Annotated in this window: 14 protein-coding genes; 3 read left to right on the top strand and 11 right to left on the bottom strand. The window is 47.7% G+C overall.

The features are described from left to right. Positions 1–15: 15 nt before the first annotated feature. The 8 genes from AC1DXC_RS26685 to AC1DXC_RS26650 all read right to left on the bottom strand — a co-directional run bounded on the left by AC1DXC_RS26685 (position 16) and on the right by AC1DXC_RS26650 (position 10057). Positions 16–1005: a glycoside hydrolase family 43 protein gene (locus AC1DXC_RS26685; protein WP_477462231.1), complete on the bottom strand. Its 990-nt coding sequence runs from the start codon at positions 1003–1005 to the stop codon at positions 16–18. A 2-nt stretch (positions 1006–1007) separates the two neighbouring features. After that, positions 1008–1754, bottom strand: coding sequence for a YdcF family protein (locus tag AC1DXC_RS26680; RefSeq protein WP_477462230.1), 747 nt, complete (start codon positions 1752–1754; stop codon positions 1008–1010). Positions 1755–2342: 588 nt separating this feature from the next. Further along, on the bottom strand, positions 2343–2978 hold the full coding sequence (locus tag AC1DXC_RS26675) for a gluconate 2-dehydrogenase subunit 3 family protein (RefSeq protein WP_477462229.1): 636 nt from the start codon (positions 2976–2978) through the stop codon (positions 2343–2345). 6 nt (positions 2979–2984) lie between these two features. Beyond that, complete coding sequence (locus AC1DXC_RS26670; protein WP_477462228.1) at positions 2985–4718, bottom strand: GMC family oxidoreductase; 1734 nt, start codon at positions 4716–4718, stop codon at positions 2985–2987. Positions 4719–4746: 28 nt separating this feature from the next. After that, entirely contained in the window at positions 4747–5412 is a 666-nt protein-coding gene (locus AC1DXC_RS26665) for a 3-keto-disaccharide hydrolase (protein WP_477462227.1), read from the bottom strand. 188 nt (positions 5413–5600) lie between these two features. Further along, positions 5601–6917, bottom strand: a complete 1317-nt coding sequence (locus tag AC1DXC_RS26660) for a M20/M25/M40 family metallo-hydrolase (RefSeq protein WP_477462226.1) — start codon at positions 6915–6917, stop codon at positions 5601–5603. A gap of 2 nt (positions 6918–6919) precedes the next feature. Continuing rightward, positions 6920–8785 (bottom strand): M61 family metallopeptidase, encoded by a 1866-nt coding sequence (locus tag AC1DXC_RS26655; protein WP_477462225.1) that lies wholly within the window; start codon positions 8783–8785, stop codon positions 6920–6922. A gap of 153 nt (positions 8786–8938) precedes the next feature. Continuing rightward, the gene (locus tag AC1DXC_RS26650; RefSeq protein WP_477462224.1) at positions 8939–10057 is read right to left on the bottom strand and encodes a DUF4407 domain-containing protein; all 1119 of its coding nucleotides are present in this window, start codon (positions 10055–10057) and stop codon (positions 8939–8941) included. 123 nt (positions 10058–10180) lie between these two features. Between AC1DXC_RS26650 and AC1DXC_RS26645 the strand changes: the two genes are divergently transcribed. The 3 genes from AC1DXC_RS26645 to AC1DXC_RS26635 all read left to right on the top strand — a co-directional run bounded on the left by AC1DXC_RS26645 (position 10181) and on the right by AC1DXC_RS26635 (position 11696). After that, entirely contained in the window at positions 10181–10495 is a 315-nt protein-coding gene (locus AC1DXC_RS26645; RefSeq protein ID WP_477462223.1) for a rhodanese-like domain-containing protein, read from the top strand. 1 nt (position 10496) lies between these two features. Further along, entirely contained in the window at positions 10497–10685 is a 189-nt protein-coding gene (locus AC1DXC_RS26640) for a DUF6358 family protein (protein ID WP_477462222.1), read from the top strand. 105 nt (positions 10686–10790) lie between these two features. Then, complete coding sequence (locus AC1DXC_RS26635) at positions 10791–11696, top strand: prohibitin family protein (protein ID WP_477462221.1); 906 nt, start codon at positions 10791–10793, stop codon at positions 11694–11696. 109 nt (positions 11697–11805) lie between these two features. Here AC1DXC_RS26635 and AC1DXC_RS26630 read toward each other — a convergent pair whose 3' ends face one another. From AC1DXC_RS26630 to AC1DXC_RS26620, 3 genes are all read right to left on the bottom strand, one after another. Next, the gene (locus AC1DXC_RS26630; RefSeq protein ID WP_477462220.1) at positions 11806–12582 is read right to left on the bottom strand and encodes a hypothetical protein; all 777 of its coding nucleotides are present in this window, start codon (positions 12580–12582) and stop codon (positions 11806–11808) included. A 19-nt stretch (positions 12583–12601) separates the two neighbouring features. Beyond that, complete coding sequence (locus AC1DXC_RS26625) at positions 12602–13468, bottom strand: 3-keto-disaccharide hydrolase (RefSeq protein WP_477462219.1); 867 nt, start codon at positions 13466–13468, stop codon at positions 12602–12604. Positions 13469–13588: 120 nt separating this feature from the next. Then, a complete protein-coding gene (locus tag AC1DXC_RS26620) occupies positions 13589–14479 on the bottom strand; it encodes an outer membrane beta-barrel protein (RefSeq protein ID WP_477462218.1) in 891 nt (296 codons plus the stop codon). Between the last annotated feature and the right edge of the window lie 482 nt (positions 14480–14961).

The following is a 14961-nucleotide window of genomic DNA, read 5'->3' as shown; positions in this document are numbered from 1 at the left end:
AGCACGGGTTATGCATCATTTTATCTTTCTGAGTGTTACGCCTTGGTTGGTGATTTTTACAGGCTGTATAAGCCCATTGGCATCAAATACCATTTTATCTATACAGGTTACGCGGTGGTTGCCATCGGTTTCGGTTAATGGGCGGCGGTGGTAAACAATATACCAATCATCGGTACCCGGCGCGTTAATTACCGAGTGATGCCCCGCGCCGGTTGCCACGCTGGGGTCCTGCTTTAAAATCACGCTTATTTTTTTGAAGGGGCCGTTGATGTTATCGCCAACCGCGTAAGCCACGCGGTAATCGGGGCCTGTCCAGCCACCTTCAGACCACATGAAGTAATACTTACCCTTACGGGTAAACATTACCGGGCCCTCTACGTAACCTTCCGGCGTAATCTCGCGGAAAAGGGTACCATCAGCAAGTGGCACTATGGCGGTAAAATCATTGTTCAGCTTCGCGATGTTACAATGCCGCCAGCCGCCGTAAATGATGTAATACTGCCCGTCGGTATCTTTAAACACAAATTGGTCTATCGGCTGCGCCCCGTTGTAGAATTTATCGATTAAAGGCTTGCCCAAATAATCTTTAAAAGGTCCCTCAGGCTTATCGGCAACCGCAACGCCTATGCCGCCCAGAGTCTGGTCGTTCTGGATATCGTTGGCACCGAAAAAGAAATAGTATTTGCCGTCTTTTTTAACGATGGCGGGTGCCCACATGGCGCGTTTTGCCCATTTTACGTTGGAGGAAGCGAGCACGCTTGCGTGCTTGGTCCAGTTCACCAGATCGGGTGAAGAAAAGGCATCGAAATGTACCTGCTTTTCGTACTTATCAGAGTAGGTAGGGTACACCCAATATTCCTTGCCGAATATGGCAGCTTCCGGGTCGGCATACCAGCCTTGTACAATGGGGTTGCCCGATGTTTTTTTCTTAGCAGATTTTTGTGCCGATGCAAATTGCAGGCAAAGAGCAGAAAATAGTGAAATAGTTATAAGTATCCGTTTCATGCTTATTTTAACGATGCTACGATGTAGCCAATTAATTCTTTAATATAAGTGTTCCATTTACCAAACACGCCGGTATCGGGCCATATATCCATAAAAGATATGCTGCCTCGGTTTGTCTTATCATAATCGCAAGGGTAAGCCACAACCGGTATGCCCGCTTTTTTGAAAATGAGTAGTGCCCGCCGCATGTGGAAAGCTGAGGTTACCAGCAGGTAGGGCGGCTTTAATCCTGATTTTTGCAGGAGGAGCTTTGAGAGCGACGCATTTTCGAAAGTATTACGGGCATGGCTCTCTATCAATACAGCACTATCGGGGATATTGAGCTTACGAAGTTCGGCCTGCACGAAAAGCCCTTCCTGGAACCCATCGGGGTTGAGGTTGCCATTACCGCCCGTAAACAACAGGTGCGATGCGGTGCCTCCCTGCAGTAGCTTTACGGCTTCGGTGTAGCGGTCATCGGCATCGTTGAAAAAGCCGTGTTTGTTCTCGTCCTCTGATACGAATCCGCCCAATAAAATAATGCTGCTGAATTTGGTATTGCCGGGGTTATAAGCCTTTACATCCCACAGGTTTGAGTAAAACTTAATCAGCAATGGGCTGCCGAAAACGTAGATGATAGCCACCGCGGCAATCAGCAGTTTGCGCCGCCTTTTAGGTTTTTTGGTAATGATGGCATACACCAACAAACCAAAAGCCCACATAAAAGGCAGTATAAGGATATATAATACTTTGGAAAGGATAAAATACATGGTATTAAATGGCGGTACAATTTAACTCATTTTTATGTTAAATGGGTTGTAACCTGTAATTTATTATACGCGTCTGATAACTTAAACGAAACAGTTTGAACGCAATAGGTAAAAACGCAAAAGGCGTTCGTACAAAGATGGTGAGTGATGATAGGCCCGTGGCGTTTAATTACGCCCGGGCTTTGTTGGATAAATTGTGGGCGTACTTACCCAGCCGCACCCGTCCTATCCATGGCATTAAGGGTTTTTCCACACTGGAATTTCCTGGAAAATTATAGCTAAAACAGATGCGATTTATTGGAAAAAACTAGAAATAATTTCGGGGGCCGAACAGGTATCATTTAGCCAAAAACGGCCATTCCAGCTTGGAATGGCCGTTTTTGCGTTTTTGCAGAAATAAGGTCAAAAACACCCAAAAAGCAAAGAAAAACGCAGAAAAACACGGCTTTTTTACGGCTTTTTTGGCAAATTCAGGCTTGTAGAAGGAGGGAAAAAGGCGGGTGAGCTTTCTTCGAGAGGCCCAATCTTATCGGGTTTGTCCAACATTTCTATAAAATAAAACTGGACAAAAACGCTCTGCCTTTTTACCTATACCACCACATTCTCCATACCGTATTGCTTCAATACATCGGCAGGCACACCTTCCCATTTGTTGGGCGTGTTGCCCGCAAAGCCGAGGTCTTGTATCCCCATTTTGGTGGTAAAGAAGCCTGTGGCGGTTAAATCGCGCATGCGGTTAAAAAAGGCTACGCCCTGCTGCATTTCGGGTTTGGCTTTTGCGGGGTAGGCAATCTGGTCTACCAATTGTATCTGCTGCGCAGAAGCACTAGCCACGAATGTTTTGCCGAAACGGTTGAGACTCTGCACATCCAGCCAGCGCAAGCCGCCGCGCATAGGTAGCTGGTGCTCGGGTATATCTTTAACGATGAATTCGATGAACTCGGGCACCTTGGCATCCGTGGCGCTGCCCGATTTATCATCTTTAGGGATGATGATATCGGCTAGTACGGCGATGGTAGCCATCTCGTGGTCGGTAAAATACTTATCGGCCATCAGCTTCTTTTCCCGTTCCACTTCTGCGGGCTGGCGGCCGGGTGTGCCTTCGGCACCATCGGCTACGGTTGCCGGCGCATTCTTGTTATCGGGTGTTTTGCAGGCTTCCAACAATACCGTTGCCGATAGCGTGCCCAGGCCAAGTGCCTTTAGTGAGTCGCGTCTGTTCATGATGCGTTATACGTTGAGTTTTTTACGTTGAGCCAAAATATATTCTGCGGTGCGCATGCTTAGGGCCAATATGGTCCAGGTGGCGTTTTTATCGCCCTGCTGTACAAAGGGTGCGGCATCTACCACGAACAGGTTGCGGCAATCATGCGCCTGGCAATACTTGTTCAGTGCCGATTTGGATGGGTCGTTACCCATGCGGATAGTGCCAACCTCGTGGATGATCTTGCCGGGTGCTTCCAGCCCATAATTGGTGTCTGCACCTTGTTTAGCGCCGTGTATGGCACCCATGTTATGCAATACCTCTTCAAAGGTATCCTGCATGTGCTTTGCCTGGTTTATTTCGTCGTTGGTCCAGGTGTAGTTAAAGCGCAAAACCGGGATACCGAATTTATCAACCACATTAGGGTCTATCTCGCAATAGTTCTCGGCACGGGCAATAGCGGTACCACGACCGGCCATGCCCACCTGGGTGCCAAAAAAGCGACGGTAATCATCCTTAAGCCCAGCGCCATAGCCACCGGCCTCCCTGGGTTTACCATCCCTATCGGGCACCAGCCCGTTCATTTTATGCATGTTGAAGCCGAAGCCGTACGATGGCATGTGCAAGCCGCCGCCGTATTCGATATGATAGCCGCGTGGGAAGTTGAGTTTCTTATTATCCAGCCACCATGGCGAGTAGATATGCACGCTGCCTACGCCATCTTCGTTGTAACGCTTACGGTCTAACAATTGGGGCAAAAAGCCGCCCGCGCTGGAGCCGGTAGAATCGTGCAAATATTTGCCTACCACGCCGCTGCTATTGGCCAAACCACCCGGATGGGCTGATGATTTGGAATTGAGCAATATACGCGCCGATTCGCCTGCGCTGGCACCCAGTATTACCGTTTTGGCATTTACCTGGTACTCCTGCATATCATCTTTACTTACGTACGATACGCCGGTGGCCAGGCCGTCCTTATCTGTCAATACCTCGCGCACCATGGCGTTGGGAATAACCTTGAGGTTGCCGGTTTTAATGGCCGGTATAACCAGGCACGATGATGCCGAGAAATCGCCGTAGATTTTGCAGCTACGCCCGCATTGCCCGCAAAAGAAACAGGCACCACGGTCTTTATTACCCGGCAAAGCTTCCGTAAGTACCGAGCCGCGGCCGGGGATAACCTTTACACCCGCCTTGCGCGCGCCCTGCGTTATGAACAGTTCGTTCAAACGCGGTTTGGGCGGTGGCAAAAAGATGCCATCGGGTTCGCTTTCTATATTTTCTTTGGTGCCATAAATGCCAATCAGGCGGTCTACCTTGTCGTAAAAGGGTTTTACGTCGTCGTAGGTAATCGGCCAGGGATCGGTGAGCCCATCTGTCGGTTGGAAATCCTGCGGACCCATCCTCAGGCTTATCCGGCCCCAGTGGTTGGTGCGCCCGCCCAGCATGCGCGAGCGGAACCAGTAGAACTCTGTTTTATCTTTAGTGGTATAAGGCTCGCCCTCTATCTCCCAGCCGCCGAATGCCGCATCGAAATCGCCGAACGGACGGGTGCTGCTTGCCCCCCTGCGTGCCGATTCCCATGGCCATTTCAACTGCATCGAATCTTTCTGCGGATCGAAGAACGGACCGGCCTCCAGCATCAATACTTTAACGCCTGCATTGGCCAGCACGTAAGCGGCCATACCACCACCTGCGCCAGAGCCTACCACCACCACATCGTAAGTGGTGCCCGATTTTTTTATCTGTAAATCTTCCATTAGAAAATATCCCGGTTGAGGGTTGTGCCTACAGTTGTTTTATCTTAATGTTTTTATAGCTTACTACAGCGCCGTGGCCCTGCAAGGCAATATGGCCTTTAGGGTATTTGGCAAAACCCTCCCAGGTTTTGAATTTGCTCGCGTTCAGCATTTCGGTCCACTCTGGGCTACCAATGGTTACGTCAACGGTTTGTACGCCGTTAAGCCAAAAAGTAAGGTGGCCGTTCTCTTTACGCAATTTTACCTTGTTCCATTCGCCTGCTGGCTTTGCAGCGGTGGCAGGTGCGCCCTTCATATCATATAAGCTACCAGCCAGGTGGGTAGGATTTTTATTGTCTTCGGCTTCTTTGTTATCCAGTACCTGCATCTCAATGCCGGTAAGGTAACTGGCGTTCAATGATGGGTCCTCGTGCACGCCGAAGATAATGCCGCTGTTGCCACCTGCAGCAATTTTCCAATCAATGGTTAGTTCAAAGTTTTCGTATTCAGCATCTGTAAGGAGGTCAGAAGCTTCATGTGATTTTGGATCGAGTTGTAACGCGCCATCAACTACCGACCATGAGCCCGCGCCTGTTTTGTTGTAAGCGTGCCAACCTGTGGTGGTTTTTCCATCGAATAATTTCACCTGTTTTTGGGCAGATGCCGTGTAACCTATTGCCGATAAAGCCAAAGCGCTTAAGATTAATTTTTTCATGCTGTTTCGTTTTAGCAGCACGAGCGGGCTGCGTTTTTGTTTTGTTTGGTAGTAAAAGTAGTATTTATTTTATTGGATGCTACGTTAACGTGCGATCATTCTAAAAAAGTATAAACACCAATAAAGGTAAGAGCCGGGAAAGGCGCCATATGACTTATCGAGCCGCCTTTCCCGGTATCTTGTTGTCGTTATAGCTTGGGTATCCTGGTAGGCGCATCCTTGCCGGCTACTATAGAGCGCGAACTTAAGGCGATGGCTCTTATGGTTGCCACGATGTTGTTTACATCCATGCTACTGAATTCATCTTTAACCGAATGGTACAGTTTATCGGTATCGATCTGGTCGGTGCTGATGGTGTGCGCGGGCACGCCCAGGGCTGCCAGGGTTGCGTTATCGCTGCGGTAGAATAGATTCTGTTGCGGGTAAGGATCGGGGTAGAATTTGAACGCAGTGCCCTCCAGGTTGCTTTGCAATATCTTGCCAAAATCCGACCGCTCGTAGCCTGTGATGAATGCCGAATTCTCGCCGAATTTGGAAGCCTTGCCTATCATTTCGATGTTGAACATGGCTACCACTTTATCTGGGTCCATTTGTTTAGAGAAGTATTGCGAGCCATAGCCGCCAATTTCTTCGGCGGTAAAGGCTACGAAGATGAGCGTGCGCTCGTTGTTGTTCAGTTTTTTGTAGTACTTGGCCAGCTCGATAACAGCGGTTGTACCCGATGCATCATCGTCGGCCCCGTTGGCAATGCTATCGCCCTCCATAGGCTTAAGGATGCCCAGGTGATCGTAATGGCCCGAGAAAACTACGTGTTCATCCGGCTTTGACTTGCCGGGAATCATGCCCGCAACGTTAAACAGCGGCTTCTCTTCGGTTTTGGCTTCGTAGTTAACCGTAAGTGATTTTACATCGTCCATACCCGCCATCACAAAAACAACCGGGTTATCTGCACCGTCAGCTCCTTTAAAAGAAGTGCTGCCGCGTTTTGCGCGCGCAACCAACCTTTTAAACATAGCCGAGTAGCTGGTATCTACCAGTACAATACTCGCCTTGTTGTTTTTTAATATCGCCTGGTATTCGGCTATCAGGTTTTTACCAGCGGCAATTTTCACCACCTCAATACCATCTGCGCTTGCCCAGTTGAACGAGCCTGCGGCGTTAACGGCAAATTTATCTGCCGGCACATCGCTGCCGTTCAGGGTAATCTTGGCGCTTACCGGCGTGGTGCGCAGCATGCTGAAGTTTTGCCTAAAGCCTTTTGCGCCCGCAAGCGGTTTTATGCCCGCTGCTTTAAATTCTCCTTCGATAAAAGTGGCTGCTTTATCAATGCCCGGCGTAAAGGTTCCACGGCCTTGCATATCATCGGCACTAAGGGTTTTAATGATGCGTTCTACGTCGTCCTGTTTTATCAGTTTATTAACGTTTTCCGAATAGCCTGTTTGGGCGTGCAGCGCGGCAGGCAGTAATGCTAATGCAGCAAGCGCTGCGTACAATTTTATCTTCATGCTTATTTTACTTTTGATGATAACCAGTTGTTACGGAAATCTTGTTGTTCTTTGGTTAATTCGCGGCCGGCTTTTTCAAACAGTACCACTTCATAAGCCGGGTTTTCTTCCAGCGTGATGACGGTTTCGTGTATGCCTGCACGGTTTTTAAAGGTAACTGCAATTTTATCGCCCGGCTTTTTGCCAGCCAATACCTCGGTAAAGGCAGCGGCGTCCTTAATATCCTTGCCATCGGCTTTGGTTATCACGTCGCCTGCATCAATGCCTGCCTTGTATATGGGTGTGCCTGCGGTGGTGTTTGATACAATTGCAAAGCCATCTGCATCGCTTACACGGGCTTGCCCCGACCGTCCGCGCCCACCGGCTCCACCTAAGGGACCAACCCATCCTTTACCCGGCTGCGCGCGGCGCAATAGCAGACCTGCCTTGGCCAGCAAAGCTTCGTAATCGTTCTTCTCAATACCGTTTATATAGCGTTTAAAGAAATCGGCAGCAAATTTAGGGCTCTTGGTGAGGCTGCCCAGGTCGCTTTGCAGGTCTGCGATTGTATAAGGGCGCATGGTTTTGCCCCTTGCCAGCCATACCTGGCGCATATAATCATCCAGCGTAAGATGGAACTCGCTGCGGAGGCGCAAATCGAGCGCGAGGGCCGTTGCACCGCCATAGGTATAATAGCTGGTGAACATATTGGTTTGGTTGTTCGGGTCGATAGATACGCCCGCATCAGCAAACACAGCGTACCGGCTTGCATCGGCCGGGGAGTATTTTGCTGCGCCCTGGGTGTTTAATGCCTGGTTTACCAAACCGGCTATGGTGCGGGTATAATCTTCAACCGAGTTAATGCCGGCCCTGGCCAAGACCATTTCACCGTAATATTGGGTAAAGCCCTCGGCAAACCAAAGCTCTGCGCTGATATTGGCGTGGGTAAAATTGAATGGTTCCAATGCTTTGGGGCGGATGCGTTTCACGTTCCAGCTGTGGAAAAACTCGTGCGCAAACGTGCCTATCAGCCTGCTCTCTAAACCCTCAACCTTTGGGGCGGGCTGTACGATGATGGTAGAGTTGCGGTGCTCCATGCCATCGCCGGATGTATTCGGGTGCACATCCTGCAAAAAGGTGTACTCGCCGTTATCGTAAACGGGCAGTTCGCCAAAAACGGCTTTTTCTTCCAGCACCATTTTTTGCACCATTTTGGCAAAATTGTCAATCACGGCCTGGCTATCGTCTGAGTGGGTGGTGAGGTTTATCTTCTCGGGCTTGCCGTTGTTATCAACCGTCCAGCTGTTTATTTTATAGGCCGATAGCTCGGTAGGGCTGTCCATCAGGTATTGCAGGTCGGGCGCGCTATACACGTTATCGCCTTCGGGTTTCAGTTGGGTGGCTACTTTCCAGCCGTATTTATCGGCATCGTTGAACTGTATTTTGATGGGCCTTTCAGTTTGGCCTTCTGCCCACATCAGGGTAGCTGGCATATTGAGGTGGGCATGACTGGCATCAACGCTGGCGTATGTACCATCTGTCCAGTTGGCAAAAAGGGTGTAGCTTATTTTTACGGTTTCGGTGGTGCCTTGTATCTCGTAAAAGTCGCCCTCTAATTGTTTGATAACCAGCGGCACGTTATCGGCACCTGTAGCTTTTAAGTTATAAATATTCTTGCCGAATTCGTGCGTGGCGTAACGACCGGGAGAGGAGCGGCTCATATGTATCTTGAGCGCACCGCCGGGCGCCTGCGGAATGGTAAACAGTACTTCGGCTTCGTGGTGTACCGCGTTAGGGAACGAGATGTTATAGTAAATGGCCTTTTGCTTTTGGGCCATAGCCGATGCAGCCAGCATAGTAGCTGCCGCGAGCGTAAATAGTTTCTTCATGGATGAGTAAATTACGGCGTTGAAGTTAACATTTAATAGCTAAACGTTTTCTATCAATTTTATTACAGGAAGTAACCCAATCTCTTTTTCGAGTCGTTAAGTCTGTAGCCTTTTAAGGGGATGAAAAGAAGCGCGGGGTCAAAAGGTTACTTCCTAATCATAACTCTGCCGCCCGAAATCGAATTCGGATTGCGCCGTGATAACCCGCTTTCGGCGATCTATGTCGGTATCCAGATTATGGTCATAAGTGCTGTCGGTAACAGCTATCTCGCGGTCTTTATCTTTATCGGCAAAATGCACGTTCGCCTCGGCAATTTTGGCAATAGCCGTATCATATGGCCCTTTAGGCGACATGAGCTTTACGAACACCGGCAAACACTCGAACAAGATAAATAAGTAGCCGATGAAAGAGATAGCCAGGTAAGTATCCAAATCGCGCGAGCCGTCTACGTTGTACGAAAGCTGCCCCAGCGCCCAGTTACGGTCGGCAAAGCCGGCCACATTGCTCAGGCTATCCAATTGGTGCTCGTTGAAAAGGCGTGTAGCGTTCACACCCTCATAATCTTTGCGCTGGCTTAGGTAAGTATCCATCTGCCCCAGGTTATCTGTCACAGTTTTCAGTCGGTCTTCTTTCTCTTTAAGTACTTGCTCTTTTTGCTTGGCATAGGTACCGTAGCCACTGATACCGGATGTTTGATTGGTTTTATCGCCAAAAACCTCCTGATTTAACTGGTAGCGTGAGCGGTTAATGTCGCGCTCCAGCGAGTCTTTTTCCTTTTTTAGGTCATTATTCTTGCCAAGTTCCTGCGCATATTTTTGTGTGTAGGTTTTCTGCAGCGAATCTATCTTGCTGTGCTGCCCTTTTAGGTAAGCCGACTTAAGTTTCTGGCGTATTTCTTTGTCGAAAATCTTCAGCTCCAGCGGGCGCGAGATAACCACGCCTATCATAATGGCCAGCAAAATACGGGGCGAGGCCTGCAATATCTGCTGGTTGGTGCTGCCCTCTTTGTTGATGCTGGATACGATGTATCTATCCATATTAAAGATAGCCGTGCCCCACAACAGGCCGAAAAGTATAGCGAAACCAACGGCAAAGGCATCGCCGCTGAATACGAAATACATAGCATAACCACCTGATAACGAAGCAAACAGGGCCGTGAAAAATATAGTAGCCCCAATGCCTACGTATTTATTATGCTCTATGGGGTATTTCTTTAAAGTATCTATATGCGCTCCGGAACAGAACCAAAAAAACCGGGTAATCTTCTTCATTTAAACTAGCAATTGTACTATATACAATTACCTATGAAACGCACTTAGCCTCTTATTGTTACAAAAACCGGCCAATTATTTGATTGAGAAAAAACATACCTTTGGCTAATAATAATATTTACGATGAAAGAAATTAGCGTACAGGAACTAAAAGAGAAATTAGATAGCGGCGAAGATTTTCAACTGATTGATGTCCGCGAGGATTTTGAGTACGAAACCTCTAACCTTGGCGGCAAGCATATACCGCTGGGCGGCATATTGATAGAAGCCGACCAGGTTGAGAAAGATAAGCCGGTGGTAATCATGTGCCGCAGTGGCAAACGCAGCTCGGTAGCTTTGCACCAGCTTGAAGCACAGGGATATACCAATCTTTATAATTTAAAAGGCGGCATTTTAGCCTGGCAGGCCGAAATTGACCCAACCATAAGCGTTTACTAATATGGGCAAGAAATTAGCGCTAAACGTACTGTATAACGTATGCATATTTGTTGCCCTGGCAATTGCATACGAGGGCGTTATACGCGGGCAGTATGCTTACCTGTTGGCCTCCGTTTTTATAGTAGCCGTAGTTATTGCCCTTAAGATGAAGCTGTTAAAAGAGGTAAAGGAAACCACCCGGAAGCCTTAAAATCACCTTCTCTAAAATAAAGCGGCGCGTTGGTAACAATGCGCCGCTGTTATATTCTAATACCTAAATACTTTTCTATAACCTCACCCCAAAACCCACCCCGTCATGTTTTTAGCAATTGTTGGCATCATTATTATTTTTGTAGGCGTATTTGTAAAACGCTCGCCCGAGCCTGCCGGTAAATTTGGCGGCATTGTTATGGTTGTTGGCGGCGTGTTGGCCGGTATAGCGATAATATCTTCTTCTTTTAAACAAATAGAACCGGGTGAAGTAGGCGTTCAGGTGTTGTTTGGCAAAGTACAGAATGACGTGTTGGAAAGCGGCTTACACGTTATAAACCCGCTGGTTACCATTACGACTTTTAACGTACAAACACAAAACTATACCATGAGCGCCCAACATAGCGAGGGTAGCATACAGGGAGATGATGCAATAAGAGTTTTATCATCCGACGGATTGGAGGTGACCGCCGACCTTACCGTGCTATTTAAAGTTAAGCCCGATAAAGCCCCCTATATTTTGCAGAACATCGGGCCAAATTATGTAGACAACATAGTACGCACCGTATCGCGCACGGCCATCAGGGATAATGCGGTGAACTATGCGGCGGTAGACCTTTATTCGGTTAAGCGACAGGAGTTTCAGGATAGGATAAACCGCACCATCGGTGCAAGTTTTGCCAAACGCGGCTTGGAACTGCAGCAGATACTGATACGCAATATCTCCTTGCCGGCATCAGTAAGGGCCAGTATCGAATCGAAGATAAACGCAGAGCAGGAGGCTCAGAAAATGACCTTCGTACTCCAAAAAGAACGCCAGGAAGCCGACCGAAAACGCGTTGAAGCACAGGGCATTGCTGATTATCAGAAAATCCTTTCTACCGGTTTGTCTGACAGACAACTGCAATACGAGAGCATCCTGGCACAAAAGGCAATTGCACTATCACCAAATGCTAAGGTTATCATCATAGGCAACAATAAGGGGGCGCCGATATTACTTAGCGACAAGTAATTATATGGACACTAATTTCACGAATTAGGCGGCATTTTCTATAGCGATGGGTTTGAAACCATCGCTATAATTATCGTTCCCCAGGCTTCCCGTCCTACTCAAAAAAAGCCTAAAGTTCGAAAGTCCTTTCACTTGTGAAGTATTCTATTTGTTCTTTCAAACCAGCTATATCACGCCCAACGGGTTTGTAGTCAACGGATATTCCTCCATCTGGGTTAATCAGGAAGCTTATCTCTTTCGAGTTATTGCTTAACATGAATCGATCATTATCGACCCATTTTGCCGACTTGACAATTTGATCGATTATGAAATATATAGGTGCAGTATTACATAATTTTACGCGCTTAACAATCTCATCATTTTTATCGAAAAAGTCTACACCAACAGCTGCGTAGCCTAACAGGTATTCGGCTGTAACCAGGGCTTTTATTGTTCTGCTTTTATTTTGCTTTGCCTTGCCGCAAATCGGCAGGATTAGCGAGAAACCATCATCCAGAATACGCTTGTAAGCACTTTCTACGTCTTCTTCATTTAAATGCAGATGCTTATACAGTATTTTTAGGCAAGTGCGTACATTTTCTGCTAAGAACATTTTCTTATCCACCGCCCCAGCTCCCTTATATCCTTTTAGATTAAACGTTTCCTTTATAGTGTAAATGCTATCTCCTACGTTTCTAGGGTACACAAATAAGGCATCAAGGTCAAGTGTAAAATCAATATTTAACTTTTGGGTCTTTTTAATTAAGACTGGTGGAAGGTTATAAGTGAATAAATTACTTATCAGATTGGCGTATTTTTTAAAATCATCTTGGTTTTCGATGCGATAGTCTCCATTAATTTGAACCAATAACCTTTTGCTTCTTACAGCGATATCACTCTTGTTCATTTTCCTTACCGCCTCGTGCCTACTCAAAATATTTAGCATACTCCGCCGGTATCTCTTTTATCGGCTTGATTATGATATCCTTATAGTACACTTCGGCGGCTTCGCTTTGCAGTTGCAGCTTGCCGTGGGTAAGCGGTTTTATCACGTCGCCATCTTTGTAGCGGGAGTTTTTTAGGGCCATTACTACTTTGCCGTTTACAATGTGCAGGCTCTTATCCCCGTAGGTAATCAGCTCAATTTCATTCCATTGGCCTATGGGTTTGTCCATTTTGGTGCCGGCTTCGCAAAAGCCACCGTTGCCTGTAGAGCCGCCGAGGGCTGTCCACTGTCCGTTCGGGTTGAATTTGTAGCTGCTGTCCTTCAGCGCTTTAGCATCTGCCATAGAGCTTTCCTGCGACCAGTAATCGCCGGTGCTGTTTTCTACCACCTGGAATTCCTGACTCAGCATCCAGGTGCGGAACCATTCTACCCCGCATTTACCCTGCGAGTGGTATAGTAAACCGCTGTCTTTCAACTCGTCCAGCCTGGGCACCCATTTTTTTGTGCCCCAACGGAATTTCAGCTTCAGGTGGTAATTGGCAAAATCCTGTTTAGTAAAAATACAGCCGTAGATCTCGCCGGTGATTTTCAAAACAGGCTGCCCATCCTCCATCACTATCGAGAACACGTTATTTTTATTCACATTGTACCCTATCGGTTTGATTTCCACACCATTGCTATCTACCGGCGGCTTGCCATTGTAGCCCACCTTGTGGTAAAAGCTTTGGTAGGTTTCCCATTTGCTGAGGCTTTTATCCAGCAGCGGGGTCCATTCAGAAGGCACCTGGAAGGAGGTGCCGGAGAGCAGCAGCACCATAAGGAAAAGGCAGGTGGATATCTTTTTCATGTGATAATTTATGGTTACTAATTTGCGCAAATAAATCCGTGCGGGCACCATCATCAGGCTAAAATACCGGAGAAAAATCGGTGCTTTTCTTTAAAAATCTAAGAAAATCGTAGTCTTTCTTTAAAAGCCCAACACTATCCCCAGGTTGATTTTATACCCCTTCCTGTCCACCCCATTCAGTTGCGTTTTTTCAGATCCACCGGATGATAAAAACAACTCATCTACCCCTTCGCCGGTTTGCCAGGTAAAGTAGCCCGCGCCAATATTCACCCCGATATTTTTGGTGATGGCATATTGCAGGCCCGCGCCGGCATCCAACCCATAGCCATTGGCAGTATGCCGGTAGCTCACCGGGTGCTGAAAGGAAGGGATAAGGTTCCAGTCGGCTTTGGCTTTATAATCGGCCTGGGTATAATTCACCGTGGCGGTTGCACTCAGCTTTTTTGTGAGCCGGAGCTGCGCCAGGGCTTTCACGAAGGGGCCTTTCCAATCGGTATTGTATATGCTGTTCAAATCGGGGTATTGCCCGCTACGGTCGTACAAGTGGAGCGACTGCTTGCCGGCGTAGTAGCCCGCGGAAGGCGTGAAGGAGAACGCTTCGGTATGTATAAGCTTATACCCTAACCCGACGCTGATATTCCGGGTGAAGCCTTTGTCCGCATCGAAAAGCTGGTCGTATGCCGGGTTGGTACGGTTATCGCCGTTATAGTCGTTATCCCGCACGGTGCCCGATTTTATCGCCGTGCGTTCGTACCCGCCGGTAAGCAACAGTCTGCCCCAAAAGTTCCATTGCAGCGATGCCGCTACCGATTGCCCGCCCAACTTTTTCCATTGCAGTTCCGAATAGATATTAGGATTCTGCCCGTCCTGGTTCCCGGCTATCGACCATTTAAAATCCTCGCGCTGGTAACCTGTAGACAAGCTAACCTGCAGTTTATCCGGCTGGCTTTGCGCATGGAGCTGCCCGGCAAACGCCAGGGCATAAAAAAGGGCAATAAGCTGTTTCTTCATTAGGTAAATAAAACGATGGTATTGGTTTGGTATTGGCAAGCCGTAAATGCAAGCTAAAGCTAAGGCATTTTTTTGGGATTCTAATTTATTGGATATCGATGGGGTTGAAACTGGGGTGTCCCAAACAATCATAACGGTCATGCCGAACTTGTTTCGGTACCCCACACGGCAAGTCAAACGGCATGCAAAGCGGGTTAGCACCGTGGCCACTTTTATGATGGGGTGTTGAAATGAATTCCATTAGACTTGCAAAGAAATTAATTAACAGATTGTTGTTGATAATTTTGGCATGTTAAAATGTGGAGAAGATAGCCGGTAGGAAATAGTCACGAGTTCTAGCCTTCGAGGCTCTATGTTGATCTAATGCCCTGGCTATCTTCTTTTATTAACCCAAGGCTCTATAGTAATTTAACCCCACGTTCGTAGCATGGAATTAGCCGGGTTAACTCCACATCCTAAACACTAGCATGTTATGGACAAAT

The sequence above is a fragment of the Mucilaginibacter sp. P2_D11 genome (assembly GCF_056404435.1).
The sequence above is the reverse complement of the archived record's forward strand: the minus strand, read 5'-3'. Positions and strand labels throughout refer to the sequence as shown.

Coding starts and splice junctions, on each gene's coding strand:
- AC1DXC_RS26680 (WP_477462230.1), bottom strand. CDS start 1,754: ATGTATTTTATCCTTTCCAAAGTATTATATATCCTTATACTGCCTTTT.
- AC1DXC_RS26630 (WP_477462220.1), bottom strand. CDS start 12,582: ATGAACAAGAGTGATATCGCTGTAAGAAGCAAAAGGTTATTGGTTCAA.
- AC1DXC_RS26640 (WP_477462222.1), top strand. CDS start 10,497: ATGGGCAAGAAATTAGCGCTAAACGTACTGTATAACGTATGCATATTT.
- AC1DXC_RS26670 (WP_477462228.1), bottom strand. CDS start 4,718: ATGGAAGATTTACAGATAAAAAAATCGGGCACCACTTACGATGTGGTG.
- AC1DXC_RS26660 (WP_477462226.1), bottom strand. CDS start 6,917: ATGAAGATAAAATTGTACGCAGCGCTTGCTGCATTAGCATTACTGCCT.
- AC1DXC_RS26675 (WP_477462229.1), bottom strand. CDS start 2,978: ATGAACAGACGCGACTCACTAAAGGCACTTGGCCTGGGCACGCTATCG.
- AC1DXC_RS26650 (WP_477462224.1), bottom strand. CDS start 10,057: ATGAAGAAGATTACCCGGTTTTTTTGGTTCTGTTCCGGAGCGCATATA.
- AC1DXC_RS26685 (WP_477462231.1), bottom strand. CDS start 1,005: ATGAAACGGATACTTATAACTATTTCACTATTTTCTGCTCTTTGCCTG.
- AC1DXC_RS26665 (WP_477462227.1), bottom strand. CDS start 5,412: ATGAAAAAATTAATCTTAAGCGCTTTGGCTTTATCGGCAATAGGTTAC.
- AC1DXC_RS26635 (WP_477462221.1), top strand. CDS start 10,791: ATGTTTTTAGCAATTGTTGGCATCATTATTATTTTTGTAGGCGTATTT.
- AC1DXC_RS26645 (WP_477462223.1), top strand. CDS start 10,181: ATGAAAGAAATTAGCGTACAGGAACTAAAAGAGAAATTAGATAGCGGC.
- AC1DXC_RS26620 (WP_477462218.1), bottom strand. CDS start 14,479: ATGAAGAAACAGCTTATTGCCCTTTTTTATGCCCTGGCGTTTGCCGGG.
- AC1DXC_RS26655 (WP_477462225.1), bottom strand. CDS start 8,785: ATGAAGAAACTATTTACGCTCGCGGCAGCTACTATGCTGGCTGCATCG.
- AC1DXC_RS26625 (WP_477462219.1), bottom strand. CDS start 13,468: ATGAAAAAGATATCCACCTGCCTTTTCCTTATGGTGCTGCTGCTCTCC.